Source organism: Enterobacter cloacae complex sp. 2015409, from assembly GCF_041365315.1.
Taxonomy (GTDB): Bacteria; Pseudomonadota; Gammaproteobacteria; order Enterobacterales; family Enterobacteriaceae; genus Enterobacter; species Enterobacter pseudoroggenkampii.
The window spans coordinates 16956-37491 of the sequence record NZ_JBFTVM010000002.1; the positions used below are offsets into that span (position 1 = coordinate 16956).

At 57.1% G+C, this 20536-nt stretch carries 16 protein-coding genes and 3 tRNA genes; 11 read left to right on the forward strand and 8 right to left on the reverse strand.

The features are described 5' to 3' along the window. Window positions 1-27: 27 nt before the first annotated feature. From frdD to frdA, 4 genes are read right to left on the reverse strand one after another with little or no spacing between them, the layout of a single operon-like run. Window positions 28-387, reverse strand: coding sequence for a fumarate reductase subunit FrdD (gene frdD / locus ACDO57_RS13745; protein ID WP_013095272.1), 360 nt, complete (start codon window positions 385-387; stop codon window positions 28-30). A 10-nt stretch (window positions 388-397) separates the two neighbouring features. Further along, window positions 398-793, reverse strand: a complete 396-nt coding sequence (frdC, locus tag ACDO57_RS13750) for a fumarate reductase subunit FrdC (protein WP_024907347.1) — start codon at window positions 791-793, stop codon at window positions 398-400. Between the two features lie 10 nt (window positions 794-803). Continuing rightward, window positions 804-1538: a succinate dehydrogenase/fumarate reductase iron-sulfur subunit gene (locus ACDO57_RS13755; protein WP_023310124.1), complete on the reverse strand. Its 735-nt coding sequence runs from the start codon at window positions 1536-1538 to the stop codon at window positions 804-806. Continuing rightward, window positions 1531-3321 carry a fumarate reductase (quinol) flavoprotein subunit gene (gene frdA / locus ACDO57_RS13760; protein ID WP_370884138.1) on the reverse strand — a complete coding sequence of 597 codons (1791 nt, stop codon included), beginning with the start codon at window positions 3319-3321 and terminating at the stop codon, window positions 1531-1533. The genes ACDO57_RS13755 and frdA overlap by 8 nt, the downstream gene beginning before the upstream one ends. A gap of 310 nt (window positions 3322-3631) precedes the next feature. On the opposite strand from frdA, the gene epmA reads away from it, so the two are divergent. Both epmA and yjeM read left to right on the forward strand, forming a co-directional pair. Then, complete coding sequence (gene epmA / locus ACDO57_RS13765) at window positions 3632-4609, forward strand: elongation factor P--(R)-beta-lysine ligase (RefSeq protein WP_370884139.1); 978 nt, start codon at window positions 3632-3634, stop codon at window positions 4607-4609. A gap of 178 nt (window positions 4610-4787) precedes the next feature. Continuing rightward, complete coding sequence (gene yjeM, locus ACDO57_RS13770; protein WP_370884140.1) at window positions 4788-6287, forward strand: glutamate/gamma-aminobutyrate family transporter YjeM; 1500 nt, start codon at window positions 4788-4790, stop codon at window positions 6285-6287. 37 nt (window positions 6288-6324) lie between these two features. Here the strand turns inward: yjeM and mscM are convergent, their stop codons facing one another. The 3 genes from mscM to rsgA all read right to left on the reverse strand — a co-directional run bounded on the left by mscM (window position 6325) and on the right by rsgA (window position 11786). After that, window positions 6325-9648 (reverse strand): miniconductance mechanosensitive channel MscM, encoded by a 3324-nt coding sequence (mscM, locus tag ACDO57_RS13775; protein WP_061716099.1) that lies wholly within the window; start codon window positions 9646-9648, stop codon window positions 6325-6327. A gap of 19 nt (window positions 9649-9667) precedes the next feature. Continuing rightward, window positions 9668-10636: an archaetidylserine decarboxylase gene (asd, locus tag ACDO57_RS13780; RefSeq protein ID WP_370884141.1), complete on the reverse strand. Its 969-nt coding sequence runs from the start codon at window positions 10634-10636 to the stop codon at window positions 9668-9670. Window positions 10637-10733: 97 nt separating this feature from the next. Continuing rightward, window positions 10734-11786, reverse strand: coding sequence for a small ribosomal subunit biogenesis GTPase RsgA (gene rsgA, locus ACDO57_RS13785; RefSeq protein WP_008502927.1), 1053 nt, complete (start codon window positions 11784-11786; stop codon window positions 10734-10736). Between the two features lie 107 nt (window positions 11787-11893). Between rsgA and orn the strand changes: the two genes are divergently transcribed. From orn to ACDO57_RS13805, 4 genes are all read left to right on the forward strand, one after another. Next, window positions 11894-12439: an oligoribonuclease gene (orn, locus tag ACDO57_RS13790; protein ID WP_008502926.1), complete on the forward strand. Its 546-nt coding sequence runs from the start codon at window positions 11894-11896 to the stop codon at window positions 12437-12439. Window positions 12440-12635: 196 nt separating this feature from the next. Next, window positions 12636-12711, forward strand: a tRNA-Gly gene (locus ACDO57_RS13795). A 36-nt stretch (window positions 12712-12747) separates the two neighbouring features. Beyond that, a tRNA-Gly gene (locus ACDO57_RS13800) sits at window positions 12748-12823 on the forward strand. Between the two features lie 36 nt (window positions 12824-12859). Next, window positions 12860-12935: transfer RNA gene (locus ACDO57_RS13805), tRNA-Gly, on the forward strand. Window positions 12936-13205: 270 nt separating this feature from the next. Here ACDO57_RS13805 and queG read toward each other — a convergent pair. After that, a complete protein-coding gene (gene queG / locus ACDO57_RS13810) occupies window positions 13206-14345 on the reverse strand; it encodes a tRNA epoxyqueuosine(34) reductase QueG (protein WP_061716098.1) in 1140 nt (379 codons plus the stop codon). Here queG and nnr point away from each other — a divergent pair. Genes nnr through miaA form a run of 5 tightly spaced genes read left to right on the forward strand, consistent with a single transcriptional unit; the run spans window position 14344 to window position 20475 of the window. Next, the gene (gene nnr, locus ACDO57_RS13815) at window positions 14344-15867 is read left to right on the forward strand and encodes a bifunctional ADP-dependent NAD(P)H-hydrate dehydratase/NAD(P)H-hydrate epimerase (protein ID WP_370884142.1); all 1524 of its coding nucleotides are present in this window, start codon (window positions 14344-14346) and stop codon (window positions 15865-15867) included. The genes queG and nnr overlap by 2 nt on opposite strands. Next, window positions 15860-16321: a tRNA (adenosine(37)-N6)-threonylcarbamoyltransferase complex ATPase subunit type 1 TsaE gene (gene tsaE, locus ACDO57_RS13820; protein ID WP_013095283.1), complete on the forward strand. Its 462-nt coding sequence runs from the start codon at window positions 15860-15862 to the stop codon at window positions 16319-16321. The genes nnr and tsaE overlap by 8 nt, the downstream gene beginning before the upstream one ends. A 16-nt stretch (window positions 16322-16337) precedes the next feature. Next, entirely contained in the window at window positions 16338-17678 is a 1341-nt protein-coding gene (gene amiB / locus ACDO57_RS13825) for an N-acetylmuramoyl-L-alanine amidase AmiB (protein WP_048989509.1), read from the forward strand. Window positions 17679-17687: 9 nt separating this feature from the next. Beyond that, complete coding sequence (gene mutL, locus ACDO57_RS13830; protein WP_290094334.1) at window positions 17688-19532, forward strand: DNA mismatch repair endonuclease MutL; 1845 nt, start codon at window positions 17688-17690, stop codon at window positions 19530-19532. Further along, a complete protein-coding gene (gene miaA / locus ACDO57_RS13835; protein ID WP_032651346.1) occupies window positions 19525-20475 on the forward strand; it encodes a tRNA (adenosine(37)-N6)-dimethylallyltransferase MiaA in 951 nt (316 codons plus the stop codon). Before mutL ends, miaA begins: the two co-directional genes overlap by 8 nt. Window positions 20476-20536 lie beyond the last annotated feature (61 nt).

Consider the following 20536-nt stretch of genomic DNA (forward strand, 5'->3'; position numbering starts at 1 on the left):
GGCCCGCCGGATGGCGGGCCAGAAGCGTCAGATGGTGACCACGGCAATCAGCGTCACCACGGTCAGGATGGTCGCCAGACCGTAGAACACCCATTTACCGCTCGGGACATGGATTTTCAGGTCATGCATCGCATGGTGAATACGGTGCAGACCACACCACAGCGGCAGGACGATCATCAGGAAGATGAACACGCGACCGATAAAGCTGCCCGCGAACGCCAGTACGCGCTCGTAGCTCAGCGCATCGCCCGGGAACAGCCCCAGCGGCAGCATAATGCCGACCAGCAGGATGATGACGGGGGCGATGATGGCGCTCCACATGCCGCCTGCGCCAAACAGGCCCCAGAAGACCGGCTCGTCAGAACGTTTTGGATTTGGATTGATCACAGGTGTCTCCTTACCAGAACAGTGCGACAAACAGAATGACCACAGTGACCAGAATCGTCACCGCCCAGAGCCCTTTAATCACCGGTTCTGGCCCCATTTTTTCGTCTTTAACGATGATGTTCGCCGCTTTTGGCGCCAGTTCAAACCACGTTTTGGTATGAAGCAGCGCGGCCGCGAGCACGATCAGGTTCAGCACAACGATGATCGGGTTTTGCAGAAAACCGACAAAGTTGGCCCAGGTTTCCGGACCGTGCTTGAGGGCAAAAACGCCGTACATCAGCTCAAGGCTGAACCAGACCGCCGGTACCGCCGTGCCTTCACGCAGCATATAGAAGCGATAAAACGGCAGGTTTTTCCACCAGGTGGACGGCATTGGCCGCACATAGGCTTTGCGTTTAGTCGTCATCATGCACTCCTTAGCGTGGTTTCAGGGTAGCGATAAGAAAGTCTTTCGAGCTTTCCACTTTACCCTGCTGAATAGCGGCGGCCGGGTCGACGTGCTTCGGACAGACTTCGGAGCAGTAGCCCACAAAGGTACAGCTCCAGACGCCGTTCTGGCTGTTAAGCTGCGCCATACGTTCTTTTTTACCGTGGTCGCGGCTGTCCTCGTTATAGCGGTGCGCCAGGGTAATGGCGGCCGGGCCGATGAACTCCTTGTTCAGGCCAAACTGTGGACAGGCGGCGTAGCAAAGACCGCAGTTGATGCAGCCGGAGAACTGATGGTATTTCGCCATCTGCGCCGGGGTCTGGGTGTTTGGCCCCTGATCCGGCGTGCGTGGGTTACCAATGATATACGGCTTAATGGCTTCCAGGCTTTCGATAAAGTGGGTCATATCGACCACCAGATCGCGTTCAATCGGGAAGTTGCCCAGCGCTTCGACCTTAATACCTTTAGTGTACTCGCGCAGGAAGGTCTTACAGGCCAGCTTCGGCACCTTGTTGACCATCATGCCGCAGGAGCCGCAGATCGCCATGCGGCAGGACCAGCGGTAGCTCAGGTCTGGCGCCAGGTTGTCTTTGATATAGCCGAGCGCGTCCAGCAGGGAGGTTTGCTCGTCATAAGGCACTTCATAGAAAGCGCTGTGCGGTGCGGCGTCCACTTCCGGATTGTAGCGCACCACTTCAACTTTCATTTTTTGCATCTCAGCCATTCGCCTTCTCCTTCTTCTCGGCGGCTTCTGCTTCTGCACCGTACACGCGTTTTGCCGGCGGCAGCGTGGTGATTTTCACGTCGCTGTAGTCCAGACGCGTGGTGCCATCCGCATCGCGCCAGGCGAGAGTGTGTTTCAGGAAATTGACGTCGTCACGTTCGGTACAGCCTTCGTCCAGACGCTGGTGGGCCCCACGCGACTCTTTACGCGCCAGCGCAGAGTGCGCCATGCATTCCGCGACGTTCAGACCGTGGCCCAGCTCGATGGTGTAGAGCAGGTCGGTGTTGAATACGCTGGAGGTGTCGGTGATGCGCACGTGCTTGAAGCGCTCCTGCAGTTCCGCCAGCTTGTCGACGGTTTTTTGCATCAGCTCAGGGGTACGGTAGATACCGCAGCCTTCTTCCATCGACAGGCCCATCTCGTCGCGGATCTTAGACCAGTTCTCGTTACCCTCCTGGTTCACCAGATCTTTCAGGCGTTTTTCAACCTCTGCGACCTGCGCATCCAGCGCGGCACCGTTGGCTTCACCTGCGGTTGCCGCCCGCTCCATCGCGCGCTCGCCCGCCATGCGGCCAAAGACCACCAGCTCGGCCAGCGAGTTTGAGCCGAGACGGTTGGCGCCGTGCAGGCCCACGGAGGAACATTCACCGACGGCGAACAAACCCTTAATACGGGTTTCACACTGCTGATCGGTTTCGATCCCGCCCATGGTGTAGTGCGCCGTTGGGCGTACCGGAATCGGCTCTTTCACTGGATCGACGCCGACGTAGGCTTTCGCCAGCTCGCAGATGAACGGCAGACGTTCCAGCAGTTTTTTCTCGCCCAGATGGCGCAGGTCGAGATAGACCACATCGCCGCGCGGCGTGGAGATGGTGTTGCCTTTGCGCCACTCATGCCAGAAAGCCTGAGAGACTTTGTCACGCGGGCCGAGCTCCATGTACTTGTTCTTCGGCTCGCCGAGCGGGGTTTCCGGACCCATGCCGTAATCCTGCAGGTAGCGGTAGCCGTTTTTGTTGACCAGAATACCGCCTTCACCACGGCAGCCTTCCGTCATCAGAATGCCGGATCCAGGCAGACCGGTTGGGTGATACTGCACGAATTCCATATCGCGCAGCGGCACGCCGTGGCTGAGCGCCATACCCATACCGTCGCCGGTAACGATGCCGCCGTTGGTGTTATAACGATAAACGCGGCCCGCACCGCCCGTCGCCATCACCACCGCATTGGCGCGGATCTGGACGAGCGTGCCTTCCATCATATTCATCGCCACCAGGCCGCGCGCGTGTCCATCATCCACCAGAATGTCGAGGACGAAATGCTCATCGAAGCGCTGAATTTGTGGGAACTGAAGGGAGGTCTGGAACAGGGTGTGCAGCATGTGGAAGCCGGTCTTATCGGCAGCGAACCAGGTGCGTTCGATCTTCATGCCGCCGAAGCGGCGAACGTTGACGCTGCCGTCCGGACGGCGGCTCCACGGGCAACCCCACTGCTCAAGCTGGGTCATCTCCGTTGGACAATGGTGCACAAAGTAGTCAACGACATCCTGTTCACAAAGCCAGTCGCCCCCTGCAACCGTGTCGTGGAAATGGTATTCAAAGCTGTCATGATCCTGCGCAACGGCGGCGGACCCTCCTTCTGCGGCCACCGTGTGGCTGCGCATTGGATAGACTTTTGAAATCAATGCGATTTTAGCGTTGGGATTAGCTTGCGCTGCAGCAATCGCAGCACGTAATCCAGCCCCGCCAGCGCCTATTACGGCAAGATCGGCCTGAAAAGTTTGCACGACATTCCTCCAGATTTTTGTTATTTCGCAACGCGACAAACTAAAGGTAGTTCACCCGTCCAAAAGGACGATTGCGAAAGCGTTTCCACTGCTCCTTTATGGGTAAAACAGTATAACCGTGTAGATGTCAGGGAAATTTGACGTGTTCGATTTTTTTGCTGTTCTGTCCGGCGATTTATCATGAAGATTGATGAAATACGTCACGCAATTGTTCACCTAAATGAAATGCGCTTTTTTACTGCGCAAAATTTGTCTCTGTCCCTGCTAACGAGTAGACTTCGTGCCCTTGTCTGAAATCGGAGAACAACTCATGAGCGAAACGGCCACCTGGGAGCCGAGCGCATCCATCCCTAATCTGTTAAAACGCGCTGCAATTATGACGGAGATTCGCCGTTTCTTTGCCGACCGCGGCGTCCTGGAGGTGGAAACCCCGTGCATGAGTCAGGCAACGGTAACGGATATTCATCTGGTCCCGTTTGAAACCCGTTTTGTTGGCCCCGGCCACTCTCAGGGCATGAATTTGTATCTGATGACCAGCCCGGAATACCATATGAAACGCCTGCTGGCGGCGGGGTGTGGTCCGGTCTATCAGCTGTGCCGCAGTTTCCGTAATGAAGAGATGGGGCGTCACCACAACCCGGAATTCACCATGCTGGAGTGGTACCGCCCGCATTATGATATGTACCGCCTGATGAATGAGGTGGACGATCTGCTGCAGCAGGTCCTGGACTGCTCGGAAGCCGAAACCCTTTCCTATCAGCAGGCTTTCCAGCGCCATCTGGAAATCGATCCGCTGTCGGCGGACAAAACCCAGCTGCGCGAAGTGGCGGCAAAACTGGATCTGAGCAACGTGGCGGATACCGAAGAGGATCGCGACACGCTGCTGCAGCTGCTGTTCACCTTCGGCGTGGAACCGCAGATTGGCAAAGACCGTCCGACGTTTGTTTATCACTTCCCGGCAAGCCAGGCCTCACTGGCGCAGATCAGTACCGAAGATCATCGTGTCGCAGAGCGTTTTGAGGTCTATTACAAAGGCATCGAGCTGGCGAACGGCTTCCATGAACTGACCGACGCTCGCGAGCAGGCGCAGCGCTTCGAGCAGGATAACCGCAAGCGCGCCGCGCGCGGTCTGCCGCAGCAGCCTATTGATGTTAATCTGCTTGAAGCATTGAAAGCAGGTCTGCCGGATTGCTCCGGCGTGGCGCTGGGTGTTGACCGTCTGGTGATGCTGGCGCTGGGCGCCGAGCAGCTGGGCGATGTGATTGCCTTTACGGTCGATCGCGCTTAAAGAATTGCCGGGTGGCGCTGTCGCTTACCCGGCCTACTCGGTCATTTGGCCCTGCCACATTAAAAACTGCCCTATTATCAATATACGGGTGTTTTTCTTAATTTGGCCTTTATAGCCACAATATTAGTCTGGTCTTCTGCTACCATCCGCGCAGTTTAATTCCGCTTTGGATGGTTCTATGTCCCACTCACTCAAAAAGATGACCCTCACCGGGCTCATCCTGATGATATTTACCTCAGTGTTTGGCTTTGCCAACAGCCCCTCCGCGTTCTATCTGATGGGCTATAGCGCGACGCCGTTTTATATCGTTTCTGCTCTGTTCTTCTTTATCCCGTTTGCGCTGATGATGGCGGAGATGGGCTCGGCTTACCGGAAAGAAGAGGGCGGGATTTACTCATGGATGAATAACAGCGTCGGCCCGCGTTATGCCTTTATCGGTACGTTTATGTGGTTTTCATCCTACGTCGTCTGGATGGTCAGTACGGCCGCTAAAGTCTGGGTGCCGTTCTCGACGTTTGTTTTCGGCGCCGATAAAACCCAGGTCTGGTCGTTAGCCGGGCTGAGCTCCACGCAGGTCGTCGGGATTCTGGCGGTATGCTGGATGGTTGTCGTGACGCTGGTGGCGTCTAAAGGCATCAATAAAATTGCCCGGATTACCGCCGTGGGCGGGATTTCGGTGATGGGATTGAACCTGGTGCTGCTGCTGGTGAGCATCGCTATCCTGTGCCTGAACGGTGGTCACTTCGCGCAGGAGGTTAACTTTGCCTTCTCGCCGAATCCGGGCTACCAGTCCGGGCTCGCCATGCTCTCCTTCGTGGTGTTTGCCATCTTCGCTTACGGCGGTATTGAAGCCGTAGGCGGCCTGGTTGATAAGACGGAAAACCCGGAAAAGAACTTTGCGAAAGGCATTATTTTTGCCGCCATCGTGATTTCCATCGGCTATTCGCTGGCGATTTTCCTCTGGGGGGTCAGCACCAACTGGCAACAGGTGTTGAGCAACAGCACCACCAACCTCGGGAACATCACCTATGTGCTGATGAAAAGCTTGGGGATGACGCTGGGGCAGGCGATGAACCTGACGCCGGATGCGGCGGCAACGCTGGGCATTTGGTTTGCGCGTATTACCGGTCTGTCGATGTTCCTCGCCTATACCGGCGCATTCTTCACGCTGATCTATTCGCCGCTGAAAGCGATTATTCAGGGTACGCCGAAGGCGCTGTGGCCTGCGCGCATGACCCAGCTCAACACGACGGGGATGCCTGCTAACGCGATGTGGATGCAGTGCCTGCTGGTATGTGCGTTCATTCTGCTGGTGTCATTTGGCGGCGATACGGCGTCTGCGTTTTACAACAAGCTGACCCTGATGGCAAACGTGTCGATGACCCTGCCGTACCTGTTCCTGACCCTGGCGTTCCCGTTCTTTAAGGCGAAGCAGGACCTTGAACGTCCGTTTGTGATCTTCAAAACCCGCGCGGCAACGCTGCTGGCCACCACGGTGGTGGTGCTGGTGGTGGCGTTTGCCAACATCTTCACCATTATTCAGCCGGTGATTGAGGCGAACGACTGGAACAGCGCGCTGTGGATGGTGGGCGGCCCTATCTTCTTCTCGCTGCTGGCGATGGGGATTTATGAGAATTACCGTCGACGCGCGATGGCATACGTCGCAGAAGTGGCGTAGCGGGAATATTCCCCTCCCGAAAGGGAGGGGAGACGCGTTACAGACTGCCCGCCGGGCGCGTACGCGCCGCTGACGTCAGCGTTCTTCCCGTTTTACGCCCGTCCAGGCTTTCCAGACGCATCTGGAACGGTGGGAACGGCATATCAATACCGTGCTCGCGGAAGCCCGCCAGAATCAGCTGGTGGATCTCATGGCGCAGCGGCATACGGTGTCCCATTTCGGCGGCGTAGATACGCAGCTCGAAAATCTGGATCCCCTGCTGTAAATCCACAAGGAAGACTTCCGGCGCCGGGTTGTCGATCACCAGCGAGCAGCGCTCAGCGGCGGTGTAGAGGATCTGGGTAACCTCTTCGCTGTTGGCGTCCGACGGTGCCGGCACCGTCAGCACCACACGGGTAACGGAGTCTGACAGCGACCAGTTGATGAACTGCTCGGTAATAAACGCCTTGTTTGGCACGATGATCTCTTTCCGATCCCAGTCGCTGATCGTCGTCGCACGGGTGTTGATCTTCGTGATGCTGCCGGTCAGATCGCGGATCGTGACGGTATCGCCAATACGGATCGGTTTTTCGAACAGAATGATCAGGCCAGAGATGAAGTTGGCGAAGATCTCCTGTAAACCAAAACCTAACCCTACACCGAGCGCTGCCACCAGCCACTGGAGCTTCGACCACTCAATACCGATCATCGAGAAGCCAACCAGCCCGCCAAACAGCATGATCAGATATTTGGTAATGGTCGTGATCGCATAGCCCGTACCCGGCGTCAAATCCAGATGCTGCAGCAGCGCCAGCTCCAGCAGCGCCGGGAAGTTACGCACCAGCTGGGTGGTGATGATCAGCACCAGAATGGCAATCAGCACCGCCCCCAGGGTAATCGGCTCCAGGCTTTCAACACCCTGCACCGTGGAGGTCACGTCCCAGAGAGAGATGTTCTCCAGGAAGCCGAACGCGGAGTGGATCTCCGACCACAGGAAGATGACCGAGAGGAGGGCAATCAGCATCAGGATGGAGCGAACCAGGCGCAGGGACTGGGTGCTAATGGCATCCAGATCCAGCTCGACCTCGTCCGCTTCCGTCGTGCCTTCCGTACTGTTGACGTGGTTTGGCTCTTCCTCACCCCGCGCGCGCTGGGCGAGGATCTCCGCCCGGCGGTGCTTGGCACGGTCAAACGCCAGACGGCGGCGCTGGATCAGCATCCAGCGGCGGATCACGTGGTACACCACCAGAAGCAGGAACCAGATGGCCACCGAGGTTTCTAGCCTCGCCAGCAGCGCCTGCGCGGTTGCCAGATAGCCCACCGCGGCTGCCAGCATTGCAAACAGCGGCGCGCTAAGCAGCAGGTTCCAGAGCAGCCGGTTGAACATGTTGTCGCCGCTGCCGGATTTATCCAGATAGAGCGGAATACCCGCGCGTTTCAGGCTGAGCGTGACGATGGCCAGCGCCCCGCATATCAGCATAAAGCAGAGGCGGCCCAGCGAGCCTGAGAATTCCCGGTCGTTGAGATTATCGAACATGATCAGTGCCATAATCAGCGGCACAATCAGCCCGATGCTCATCAGGTAGTAACGCATGGCGCGCGCAACGCGATTACGCGGCCAGCCAAAGTGGGTGATGAACAGGCCATTGGGGCGCGCGAAGGTGGCGCATATCATCACCACCCACAGCAGCGGCACCGTGGCGGTGACGCCATCGCCAATCGCTACCGCGAGCGGATAGGGCCAGGCTTCCCGCAGGCCATACCCCAGCGTCATCCACAACACCGGCAGCGGAGAGGCGACAAGAATCGACCAGAATACGGTGCGCAACGTTAGCCAGAAGTGATCCTGGGTGACTTTCCCGACCCTGGAACTGGAACGCTCGAGGAAACGGGTGAAATGTCTGCGCGAGTAAATGCTGAAGCCCACCAGAATCAACGCCCCCAGCAGCGGGAAAATGGTCTCTTTGCTGGTGAACATCATCACGCTGGCCTGTCCAAGCTGGCTGAAGGTGTCCAGCGAAATCAGGCGGCGCAGGTCCTGGACAATCTCAATCGGCCACGAGAAGGTCATCGGACGCACGTCGGACGTCCAGAAGAGATAACGGTGCGTCGCCTCGTTCACCTCTTTCAGCGCATCTTCCAGCTGGCTGTTAGAAACCTTCAGCTTGGTCAGCTCCAGAATCAGCGTATCCCCGCCCTGCAGCAGAGAGTTCAGCAGTTCACGCTGGGTACGCAGCTGGGCTTCCAGAATACGGTTTTGCTCGCTGGTCAGCGGCTGTCCATCAGCCTGACGGATCTGGCGGATTTGCGGCTGCTTATTGAGGAGATCTTCAAAGTGCAGGCGCTGAACGCGCAGCTGGGCCATCTCGGTATCCAGTTGCTGCGGCTTAGGCATTTCCGGCAGGCGCGCGACCTGGGCACGCAACGCTTCGCCCAGCAGGTTTGATGACCCGAGCCACTGGGACTGCTCGCGCAGGGTGTTTAATGCCTGACGAACCTGCAAGGTTTGATTGGTCGCCTGACGCTGCTGCGAGGCAACCAGATCCATACGCTGCGCCTGCTGATTCAGCGCGGCAGAAAGCTCACGGTTGACCTTAAACTGCTGGACGATGCCGGAAGGCAGGTTATCGCTGTTTTCCGCCAGCAGCTCGGTACTTTCCAGCGCACGCTCCGCTTCACGCTGGCGCTGACTGTTGAGCTGATTGCGCAGGGCCTGAAGGTAAGCGTCCAGCTGCTCGCTCTGCTTCTGAGCGAGTTCAGAGCGCATTCGCGACAGCTCCTGGCGGTTATTGGCGGAAAGCTGCGCCAGCTCCAGTTCATCGACAAGGGCCTTCAGGCGAGCCGATTCTGCCTGCAGGCCCAGATTTTGGGCCTGCGCCTGTGGCGTGTTGCCGTTTTGCGTACCCACGCGGCGCTCAACTTCATTAAGCTGGCGACGGGCGTCGGTTTGCTGCTGCGGAAGCTGGCTGAGGGAGTCGGCAATTTCACGCGCTCGCTCCTGCTCCTGCTGAGCAAGGCGGCTCTTTTCCAGAAGCTGGCTGCTGACCTGCAGGATCTCCTGGTTCAGCGCGTCGGAGGTCATGCCTGCCGGCACATCGCGCGGTTCGTCACGCAGATTATTGAGCTGCGCGCGCAGCGTCTGGGAGAGTTTGGGAAAGTTGTCGATAACCTGCTGATACTGCTGAGCGCGCTCAAGCGAGCCTTTCCGCTCCTCAAGCGCGTTCAGGGCAGCCTGGAGCGACTCGACGGTCTCTGGCTGAGCGGGTTTGGCCGCTTTTGCCTGCTCCAGTTCCTGGGTTATCTGTTTGGCGTCGGGGGCTGTCGCTGCGTACGCCCCCATGCTGAGGCACCAGGCCATCAGTAGAACGATAATCGGGCGCACGTCAGCGATCCTTCTGTTGTTAGCCTTCGTCTTTTTTGTCGTCAACCAGCGGGCTGGCGTCGTGCTCGGCCTGGATCTCTTCCTGTGACAGCGGAGCAGGTTCTGCCTCTGGCGTCACGAAGGTTTCTGTCGAGACCGCCAGCGGCTGGCCCAGTTTGGTGACCGACAGGCTTTCGAGTTGTTCAGCCAGCTTCACTTTGCCTGGCGCAAACAGGTTGATCACGGTGGAGCCCAGCTTGAAGCGACCCATCTCCTGACCTTTCAGCAGGGCCACAGAGCCTTCCGCTTCACCGGCAGGCCAGGTCCAGCGTTTGATCACGCCTTCGCGCGGTGGGGTGATGGTGCCTGCCCAGACGGTTTCAATGCTGCCTACGATGGTTGCACCCACCAGAATCTGTGCCATAGGGCCAAATTCAGTATCAAACAGACAGATGACGCGCTCGTTACGGGCAAACAGGTTCGGCACGTTCTGCGCGGTCAGGTGGTTCACGGAGAACAGATCGCCCGGGACGTAAATCATCTCGCGCAGGATACCGTTACACGGCATGTGCACGCGGTGGTAGTCGCGCGGTGACAGATAGGTGGTGGCAAAGGTACCATTGCGGAACTGATCCGCCATCAGGTAGTTACCCGCCAGCAGCGCTTCCAGGCTGTAGTTATGGCCCTTCGCCTGCAGGATTTTGTCGTCTTCGATGTTACCCAACTGGCTAATGACGCCGTCTGCCGGCATCACCAGGACGTTAGGGTCGGTGTTCAGCGGGCGCACGTCGTCACGCAGCGGGCGCACGAAGAATTCGTTGAAGGTGCGGTAGCTGGCGGTGTCCGGCTTCTGCGCCTCTTTCATGTCGACCTTGTAATATTTTACGAAAAGGTCGATGACCAGTTTGGTCAGCCAGCCCGCGCGTTTGCTTGCGCCCCAGCCCGCCAGGCGAGTGAGCCACAGTTTTGGCAGAATGTATTGAAGCGAAAGTTTAAATGCGTTTAACAAGGTAGCCTCCAGGCCATTGTTTTGTCGTTCCTGATCCGGCGTTATGCCGCCGGAACCTGAAAAAAGGGGACGATTTTAGCGATGCTTAGCTTAGTTGTCAGTTATCAGAATCAGAAAAGTTTTTACGCGTTTTTACCTGATCCATGCTCTCAAGAATACGGTGGTAATTCTCGAAGCGGGTCTCCGCGATCTCGCCTTTCTCAACCGCTTCACGGATAGCGCAGCCTGGGTCGTTATCGTGTTTACAGTCGCGGTACTTGCAAGCGCCTAAATAATCATGGAATTCGACAAATCCGTTAAAGATTTGTTCCGGCTCCAGGTGCCATAAACCGAACTCTCGCACGCCCGGGGAGTCGATGACATCGCCCCCGTGCGGGAAGTGATACAGGCGTGACGCGGTGGTGGTGTGCTGGCCCAGGCCCGAGACATCAGAGACATCGTTGGTGAGGATCTCTTGCTGGAGGCCAAGCAGGTTGTTCAGCAGGCTCGATTTGCCCACGCCGGACTGGCCCGCAAAGATGCTGATGCGATCGGTAAGCGCCTCTTCCAGCGGTTTCAGGCCATCTTTGGTGTAGCTGGAGACCATCAGGACGCGGTAGCCAATTTTGCGATAGATATCCATCTGCTCATTGACGAAGGCCATGCCGTCATCGTCCAGCAGATCGATTTTGTTCAGCACGATAATCGGTTCAACCTGCAGCGTTTCGCAGGCGACGAGATATCGGTCGATAATATTGAGCGACAGTTCGGGCAAAATCGCCGATACGATAACAATCTGGTTAATGTTGGCGGCAATCGGTTTGACCCCGTCGTAGAAATCGGGACGGGTTAACACAGACGTGCGCTCATGGACCGCTTCAACGATGCCTTTTACCGTCACGCCTTCCGCCGCCTCTTTACCCGGCCGCCAGACGACGCGGTCGCCGGTCACCAGAGAACGAATGGTCCGGCGGATGTTGCAGCGGTGAATCGCACCATCGGCGGATTCCACGTCAGCGTGCATACCGAAACGGCTGATGACTACGCCTTCCGTTGGGTCGCCAAACAGGTTGTCGTCGTAATCGACCTTCTCCGCAGTGGTTTTAAGACGGCGCTGGTGATTGGCATTCACGCGGCGCTGCTGCCCTTTGGAGAGTTTATTTTTACTCAATCGCACTGGCTCCTGGTCGCCCGTAGGGGGCAAAACCTCTATGATACACTCTAATTAATACTAGTTAACCTGCTACTGCCGGTTATGCGAGAAGGGTGGAAAATAACATGAGCGCGGATGAAAACAACCTGATTTGGATCGATCTCGAAATGACCGGGCTGGATCCCGAGCGCGATCGCATTATTGAAATTGCAACCCTGGTGACGGACGCCAACCTGAATATCCTGGCGGAAGGGCCAACGATAGCGGTGCATCAGTCCGATGACCAGCTGGCGTTGATGGATGAGTGGAACGTGCGTACCCACACCGGCAGCGGTCTGGTGGAGCGGGTGAAGGCGAGCACCATGGGTGACCGAGAGGCGGAGCTGGCGACGCTTGAGTTCCTGAAACAGTGGGTTCCGGCAGGCAAATCGCCAATCTGTGGGAATAGCATCGGCCAGGATCGTCGTTTCCTGTTTAAGTACATGCCGGAGCTGGAGTCTTACTTCCACTACCGCTATCTGGACGTCAGCACGTTGAAAGAGCTGGCGCGTCGCTGGAAGCCTGAAATCCTCGACGGCTTTAAAAAACAGGGCACGCATCAGGCGATGGATGATATCCGAGAGTCCGTGGCGGAGCTTTCCTACTACCGCGAAAACTTTATTAAGCTGTGATTTTTCGATCCGGCGCCTTGCGTGGCCGGGTTTTTGTCGTTAAATTGTTCAGCTTGCCTATTAAATAAGCATTTGAACTTAATTTCGAAAAAATCGCTTTAAGGGGGGTTGCAGCTAAAAGGATTTCTCGTATAATGCGCCTCCCGTAACGACAGAGAATTACACGTTACGACAGCAACAAAAGCAGTGCAGATTTGCGGGAATAGCTCAGTTGGTAGAGCACGACCTTGCCAAGGTCGGGGTCGCGAGTTCGAGTCTCGTTTCCCGCTCCAAAATTTGAAAGTGCTTCCACAGCACAGACTGCCCAAGCGGGAATAGCTCAGTTGGTAGAGCACGACCTTGCCAAGGTCGGGGTCGCGAGTTCGAGTCTCGTTTCCCGCTCCAAAATTTGAAAGTGCTTCCACAGCACGGACCACCCAAGCGGGAATAGCTCAGTTGGTAGAGCACGACCTTGCCAAGGTCGGGGTCGCGAGTTCGAGTCTCGTTTCCCGCTCCAAATTCTTCTTCATCTCTAAAATATCCACAGCGAAAAGCATCGCTTGGGACGTTTTCTGTTGTCTCTGAAATACTATTGTGAACAGAGTTATCCACAGAAACTGCGCTTAATCGAAACCGGGTTAAAACTTAGCAGGGTGAATAATATCTTCGTAACGCACTGTATTTACAGTATAAAATTTGATTTCAAAATGTTATTGAGATCACTTGACCTCTTCTCCAGCCCAGATGGCGCTTGAGTTTGTAATTTTATTCACAGGCTGTGAATAGTTCAGGCATCCCGCGGAAGCCCTTTTTCAATCACCCTCACCAGACGCTGTTTCTTCGGTAGCTGCACCTCGACCACGCAGGCATTACGTTTCTCAATTTGCTGCGCAATCGCCCATTCTATGTGCTCATCAAGAAGTGGGTGCTCACCTCTACGGCTTTCAAGCGCCTGCACGTTCGCTTCATCCCACGGGGCATTACCCAGCGCGACGGCCACATTTCGCAGCCAGCGCAGATGCCCGATACGGCGAATGGCCGAACCTTCCGTCACCTTCAGGAACCAGGCCTCGGTCCAGGCGAACAGCTCAATGAGCGGCGGCGCATGGAGCGCCTTACGCGGGCTGAAATCCTCTTCGTCCGTAAGCTGTGAATAGCGGTTCCACGGGCAGATGAGCTGGCAATCGTCGCAGCCGTAGATGCGGTTGCCGATAAGCGGTCGGAACTCCTCTGGAATGGCCCCTTCCAGTTCGATAGTGAGGTAGGAGATACAGCGACGGGCATCAACGGTGTAAGGCTCAACGATGGCGCCTGTTGGGCAGATGGTCATACAGGCCACGCAACGGCCGCAGTCTTCCTCTACCGGGCCGTCTACCGGCAGCGGTAAATCAATCAGCAGTTCACCCAGAAAGAAGAACGATCCGGCGTCGCGGCTGAGGATTAGTGAGTGCTTACCTGTCCAGCCAAGCCCGGCTTTTTCGGCAATCGGGCGCTCAAGAATAGGCGCAGAATCGACAAAGGGTCTAAAATTCAGCGAAACACAGTGCTGCTGAATAGTTTCCCCGAGTTTTTTTAAACGGTTACGCAAAAGCTTATGGTAATCGCGTCCCAGGGCGTACCGGCTGACGTAACCCAAAGAGGGATTTTTTAGCGTGCGCGCAAAGGCCGCGTTGGCGGGCAGATAGTTCATGCGCACGCTGATGACGCGTAATGTGCCCGGCAAAAGCTCGTGTGGACGGGCGCGCATCATGCCATGGCGCGCCATCCACTCCATTTCGCCGTGGTATTGTTTGTCCAGCCAGGCCTGCAGTTTCGGCTCGCTGGCGGAAAGGTCGGTATCGGTAATACCCACCTTCTGGAAGCCAAGCTCAGCACCCCACTGTTTTATTTTTTGCGCTAATTCATTGAGATCGAGGGGCTGTGACATGACGGACCATACGGTGAAGAAAAACCCCGCAAGTATACCACATTCCATCTGGCATGCGGATGACCTCCGGCGCGCCGAAAAAGAGGCCGCAGACAGCCTCGGGATTACCCTGTATGAACTGATGCTGCGCGCGGGTGAGGCGGCGTTTAACGTTGCCCGCAGCGCGTACCCGCAGGCCGCCCACTGGCTGATTCTGTGCGGTCACGGCAACAACGGCGGCGATGGCTACGTCGTCGCCCGTTTGGCGGTTGCGGCAGGTATCCGCGTGACCTTGCTGGCTCTCGAAAGTGATAAACCGCTGCCGGAAGAGGCCGGCGCGGCCCGGGAGGCGTGGCTTAACGCAGGCGGTGTGATCCATGCGCCTGATATCGTCTGGCCGGAAGAGGTGGATCTGATTGTTGACGGGCTGCTGGGCACGGGGCTGCGCAGCGCGCCTCGTGAGAACATTGCCGTACTTATTGAACACGCTAACAGACATTCCGCGCCGGTAGTCGCCCTGGATATTCCCTCTGGCCTGATTGCACAAACCGGCGCGGCGCCGGGGGCGGTGATTCAGGCTGCACATACGGTGACTTTCATCGCCCTCAAGCCGGGGTTACTGACCGGTAAAGCGCGGGATGTCGTCGGCGTGCTGCACCACAGCGCGCTGGGGCTGGAGAGCTGGCTCGACGGGCAGGAAATGCGCATCGCGCGTTTTGATGCATCGCAGCTTGCTGCGTGGCTCCCGCCGCGCCGGCCGACCTCCCATAAGGGCGATCACGGCCGGCTGGTGATTATTGGCGGCGACCATGGTACGGCAGGTGCGATTCGCATGACCGGCGAAGCGGCTTTGCGCAGCGGCGCCGGATTAGTGCGAGTACTCACTCGCATCGAAAATATTGCGCCGATCGTTACAGCCCGACCGGAGCTGATGGTGCACGAGCTTACGCCCCAGTCGCTTGAAGAGAGCCTTGAATGGGCGGATGTGGTGGTGATTGGCCCTGGGCTTGGGCAGCAGACATGGGGTAAACAGGCTCTGCAAAAGGTCGAGAATTTTCGTAAACCGATGCTGTGGGATGCCGACGCGCTTAACCTTCTGGCAATAAACCCGTATAAGCGTCACAATCGTATTCTGACGCCACACCCCGGCGAAGCCGCGCGCCTGCTTAACTGCAGCGTGGCAGAAATTGAAAGCGATCGCTTACTTTCTGCTCAGCGTCTGGTAAAACGTTACGGAGGTGTTGCTGTTTTGAAAGGGGCAGGAACCGTTGTCGCCAGTGAGGAGACGCAGGGCATTATTGATGCTGGAAATGCGGGCATGGCGAGCGGCGGCATGGGCGATGTGCTTTCCGGCATCATTGGCGCATTGCTTGGACAGAAACTTCCCCTTTATGATGCAGCCTGCGCGGGCTGCGTGGCTCACGGCGTTGCGGCGGATAAACTGGCTGCGCGTTACGGTACACGCGGTATGCTGGCCACCGATCTTTTTTGCACGCTGCGGCGTGTTGTTAACCCGGATGTGATTGACGTAGAAAATGACTAATCGAGCGATTCCTTTACCTGATGAACAAGCCACTTTAGAACTCGGCAAGCGCGTGGCGCAGGCCTGTCAGGGGGCAACCGTCATTTATCTGTATGGTGATTTAGGTGCGGGTAAAACCACCTTTAGCCGGGGTTTTTTGCAGGCGTTAGGGCATAACGGGAATGTCAAAAGCCCAACCTACACGCTGGTAGAACCGTACACCCTTGAAAATCTCATGGTGTACCACTTCGATTTATACCGCCTTGCGGATCCTGAGGAGCTGGAATTTATGGGGATCCGTGATTATTTTGCCAACGACGCCATTTGCCTGGTGGAGTGGCCGCAACAAGGTGCGGGTGTGCTGCCTGACCCGGATGTCGAAATTCACTTAGATTACCAGGCACAAGGGCGTGAGGCACGCATCAGTGCTGTTTCCTCATCAGGCAGTTCCTTACTGGCGCGACTGGCCGGTTAAGCGTAGGGATGACGGGATGATAAATCGCGTTAAAGGTTGGTTGTTGGCTGCCACCGTGCTGCTGTGCGCGCAGGCCGGGGCGGCAAACCTCTCAGATATTCAGGTATCGAACGGCGAAAGCCAGGCCCGGATCACGTTCAGCTTTATGGGCGATCCTGAATATGCGTTTTCACAGCCAGACAGCCACAGCGTGGCGCTGGATATCAAACAGACAGGCGTGATCCAGGGGCTGCCGCTGCGGTTCAGCGGCAACAACCTGGTGAAAAGTATCCGTTCGGGAACACCGCAGGATAGCCAGTCGTTACGCCTGGTGGTCGATCTGACCGAAAAGGGCATAACGAAGGCGGTGAAACAGCAAAACGGGGCGAACTATACGGTGGTCTTTACCATCAATGCCGACGCACCGCCACCGCCTCCACCGCCGCCGGTCGTAGCGAAGCGTGTGGAAGAACCGGTGTATACGCCCCGTCCTTCTGAACCTGCGCGTAATCCGTTTAAATCGCAGAACGATCGCATTACTGCGGCAACCAGCAGCAATACGGTGACGCGTCCGGCTGCCAGCGCGCGACGCGCGACGGCCAGCGGTGACAAAGTGATTATCGCCATTGATGCGGGTCACGGCGGGGAAGATCCGGGGGCGATTGGCCCTGGCGGTACGCGAGAGAAAAACGTGACGATCGCTATCGCGCGTAAACTGCGTTCGCTACTCAATGACGACCCTATGTTTAAAGGCGTGTTGACCCGCGACGGGGATTACTTTATCTCCGTAATGGGACGCTCGGATGTGGCGCGTAAGCAAAACGCGAATTTCCTGGTCTCCATTCATGCGGACGCCGCACCGAATCGTAGCGCGACCGGCGCCTCGGTTTGGGTGCTGTCTAACCGTCGCGCCAACAGCGAAATGGCCAACTGGCTGGAAGAGCATGAGAAGCAGTCTGAACTGTTAGGCGGCGCGGGCGACGTGCTGGCGAACAGCCAGTCCGATCCGTACCTCAGCCAGGCGGTGCTGGATTTACAGTTCGGTCATTCTCAGCGCGTCGGGTATGATGTCGCCACTAACGTATTGAACCAGCTGCAAAGCGTTGGCGTGCTGCATAAGCGTCGTCCGGAACATGCCAGCCTCGGCGTTCTGCGCTCGCCGGATATTCCGTCCATCCTCGTAGAGACGGGCTTTATCAGTAACAACGGTGAAGAGCGTCTGCTGGGAAGCGACAGCTACCAGCAGCAAATTGCCGAAGCGATTTATAACGGTCTGCGTAAATACTTTGATGCCCATCCGCTGCAGTCTGCGCCACAGAGTGGTGCTGGCCAGACGGCCAGCGCAGCGCTGCCGGGTGAGATGACCGCGACCAACTAAGGAGAATTCATGCCGATTCAGGTTCTACCGCCGCAGCTCGCGAACCAAATCGCCGCCGGTGAGGTGGTGGAACGCCCTGCGTCGGTGGTGAAGGAGCTGGTGGAAAACAGCCTCGATGCGGGCGCAACCCGCATCGATATTGATATCGAACGCGGTGGCGCGAAGCTTATTCGCATTCGCGACAACGGCTGTGGCATTAAAAAAGACGAGCTCGCGCTGGCGCTGGCCCGTCACGCCACCAGTAAAATTGCCTCTCTGGATGACCTGGAGGCGATTATTAGCCTCGGTTTTCGCGGTGAAGCGCTGGCCAGTATCAGCTCGGTTTCGCGCTTAACGCTGACCTCCCGTACCGCCGAACAGCAGGAAGCCTGGCAGGCTTACGCCGAAGGGCGCGATATGGATGTCACGGTTAAACCCGCAGCACACCCTGTCGGCACGACGCTTGAAGTATTAGATCTCTTCTACAACACCCCCGCCCGACGCAAGTTTATGCGTACCGAGAAGACCGAGTTCGGCCATATCGACGAGATCATCCGGCGTATCGCACTGGCGCGATTCGATGTCACCATCAACCTCAGCCACAACGGCAAGGTGATGCGCCAGTATCGCGCGGTGGCAGAAGGTGGACAGAAAGAGCGCCGTTTGGGGGCGATCTGCGGTACGCCGTTCCTTGAACAGGCCCTGGCCATTGAGTGGCAGCACGGCGATCTGGCGCTGCGCGGCTGGGTTGCCGATCCAAACGCGAGCAGTGCTGCGTTTGCGGAGATCCAGTATTGCTACGTCAACGGCCGCATGATGCGCGACCGTCTCATCAATCACGCGATTCGCCAGGCCTGCGAAGACAAACTGGGTGCCGATCAGCAGCCTGCTTTCGTCCTTTATCTGGAAATCGACCCCCATCAGGTGGATGTGAACGTCCATCCCGCCAAGCATGAGGTGCGGTTCCACCAGTCGCGTCTGGTTCACGACTTCATTTATCAGGGCGTGGCCACCGTGTTGCAGCAGCAGGCAGAGCCAACGCTGCCGCTGGAGAACGACGCTACTGTACCGCGTCCGCTGCCCGAAAACCGTGTGGCGGCAGGGCGCAACCATTTTGCGGAGCCTGCCGTTGCGCGTGAACCGGAAGCCCCGCGTTACTCCCCGGCTGGTAGCGCGCCGCGTCCAACGGGCGCGAACTATCCGAATGCCCAGCCTGGCTATCAGAAGCAGCAGGGCGCGTTGTACCGCAAGCTGCTGGAAACGCCAGCCGTGGAACGTAAAGAGCACATTCCGGCCGCTCAGCCTTCTCTGGACGGCCATAGCCAGAGTTTTGGCCGGGTGCTGACGATTATCGCGCCGGATATGGCACTGCTTGAGCGTGACGGCAAATTGATGCTTCTGGCACTGCCGGTCGCCGAACGCTGGCTTAAGCAGGTGCAGCTCACGCCTGGCGAAAATGCCGCCTGCGCGCAGCCGTTGTTAATTCCGGTTCGCCTGAAAATATCCCCTGATGAAACAAGGGTATTGCAGCGCGCCGAGTCGCAGCTGGCGCAGATGGGTATTGAAACTGTGCTCGAACCACAACATGTGACAATTCGTGCAGTGCCTTTACCCTTACGCCAACAAAATTTACAAAACTTGATTCCTGAACTGATAGGCTACCTGGCGCAGCAAACAGCGTTTGATGCCGCCAACACCGCGCAGTGGATCGCCCGCCATCTGGCAAGCGAACACACGCCGTGGAGTATGGCGCAGGCCATTAGCGTGCTGGCGGAGGTGGAACGCCTCTGTCCGCATCTGGTGAAAACGCCGCCGGGTGGGTTATTACAACCTGTTGATTTACAAACGGCGATGAACGCCCTGAAACATGATTGACGCAAGTAAGGCGAGCCTGCCTAAGGCAATTTTTTTAATGGGCCCAACGGCCTCCGGCAAAACGGCGCTCGCCATTGAGTTGCGTAAAGTTTTGCCTGTAGAGTTGATTAGCGTCGACTCCGCCCTCATCTACCGGGGGATGGACATCGGCACGGCGAAGCCTGACGCAGAAGAGCTGCGTGCGGCACCGCACCGTTTGCTGGATATTCTTGACCCGGCTCAGGCGTACTCCGCAGCGGATTTCCGCCGGGATGCCTTAGCCGAGATGGCCGAGATAACGGCGGCGGGACGTATACCGCTGTTGGTTGGCGGAACCATGCTCTATTTCAAGGCGTTGCTGGAGGGGTTGTCACCCCTGCCATCCGCGGATCCGGAAATAAGAGCGAAAATTGAGCAGCAGGCGGCAGAGCAGGGTTGGGACGTTTTGCATCAGCAACTGGCGGAAATTGACCCGGTTGCCGCAGCACGGATCCATCCAAATGATCCGCAAAGGCTTTCCCGGGCACTGGAAGTTTTTTTCATTTCGGGTAAAACTTTAACGGAACTGACGCAAACGTCAGGAGACGCTCTGCCGTATCAGGTGCATCAGTTCGCCATCGCCCCGGCGAGCCGTGAACTGCTCCATCAGCGAATTGAGCAGCGTTTTCATCAGATGTTAGCTTCAGATTTTGAAGCAGAAGTGCGGGCGCTATTTGCCCGTGGAGATTTGCATACGGACATGCCTTCCATTCGTTGTGTGGGATACCGCCAGATGTGGTCGTATCTTGAAGGTGAGATTTCATACGATGAAATGGTTTATAGAGGTGTTTGCGCCACGAGACAGTTAGCGAAGCGCCAGATCACCTGGTTGCGCGGTTGGGACGGCGTTCACTGGTTAGACAGTGAAAAACCGCAACAGGCGTTAAACGAAGTGATTGAGGTTGTTGGTGATATCGCTCACTGAATGTGTACAATTGAGACGTATCGTGCGCAATTTTTCAGAATCGCAAGGTTCTAAGTACAAA

Excerpts from the sequence above, each read along its gene's own strand:
- frdC (WP_024907347.1), bottom strand. The coding sequence starts at position 793 with ATGACGACTAAACGCAAAGCCTATGTGCGGCCAATGCCGTCCACCTGG.
- ACDO57_RS13755 (WP_023310124.1), bottom strand. The coding sequence starts at position 1,538 with ATGGCTGAGATGCAAAAAATGAAAGTTGAAGTGGTGCGCTACAATCCG.
- epmA (WP_370884139.1), top strand. The coding sequence starts at position 3,632 with ATGAGCGAAACGGCCACCTGGGAGCCGAGCGCATCCATCCCTAATCTG.
- yjeM (WP_370884140.1), top strand. The coding sequence starts at position 4,788 with ATGTCCCACTCACTCAAAAAGATGACCCTCACCGGGCTCATCCTGATG.
- orn (WP_008502926.1), top strand. The coding sequence starts at position 11,894 with ATGAGCGCGGATGAAAACAACCTGATTTGGATCGATCTCGAAATGACC.
- nnr (WP_370884142.1), top strand. The coding sequence starts at position 14,344 with ATGACGGACCATACGGTGAAGAAAAACCCCGCAAGTATACCACATTCC.
- queG (WP_061716098.1), bottom strand. The coding sequence starts at position 14,345 with ATGTCACAGCCCCTCGATCTCAATGAATTAGCGCAAAAAATAAAACAG.
- tsaE (WP_013095283.1), top strand. The coding sequence starts at position 15,860 with ATGACTAATCGAGCGATTCCTTTACCTGATGAACAAGCCACTTTAGAA.
- amiB (WP_048989509.1), top strand. The coding sequence starts at position 16,338 with ATGATAAATCGCGTTAAAGGTTGGTTGTTGGCTGCCACCGTGCTGCTG.
- mutL (WP_290094334.1), top strand. The coding sequence starts at position 17,688 with ATGCCGATTCAGGTTCTACCGCCGCAGCTCGCGAACCAAATCGCCGCC.
- miaA (WP_032651346.1), top strand. The coding sequence starts at position 19,525 with ATGATTGACGCAAGTAAGGCGAGCCTGCCTAAGGCAATTTTTTTAATG.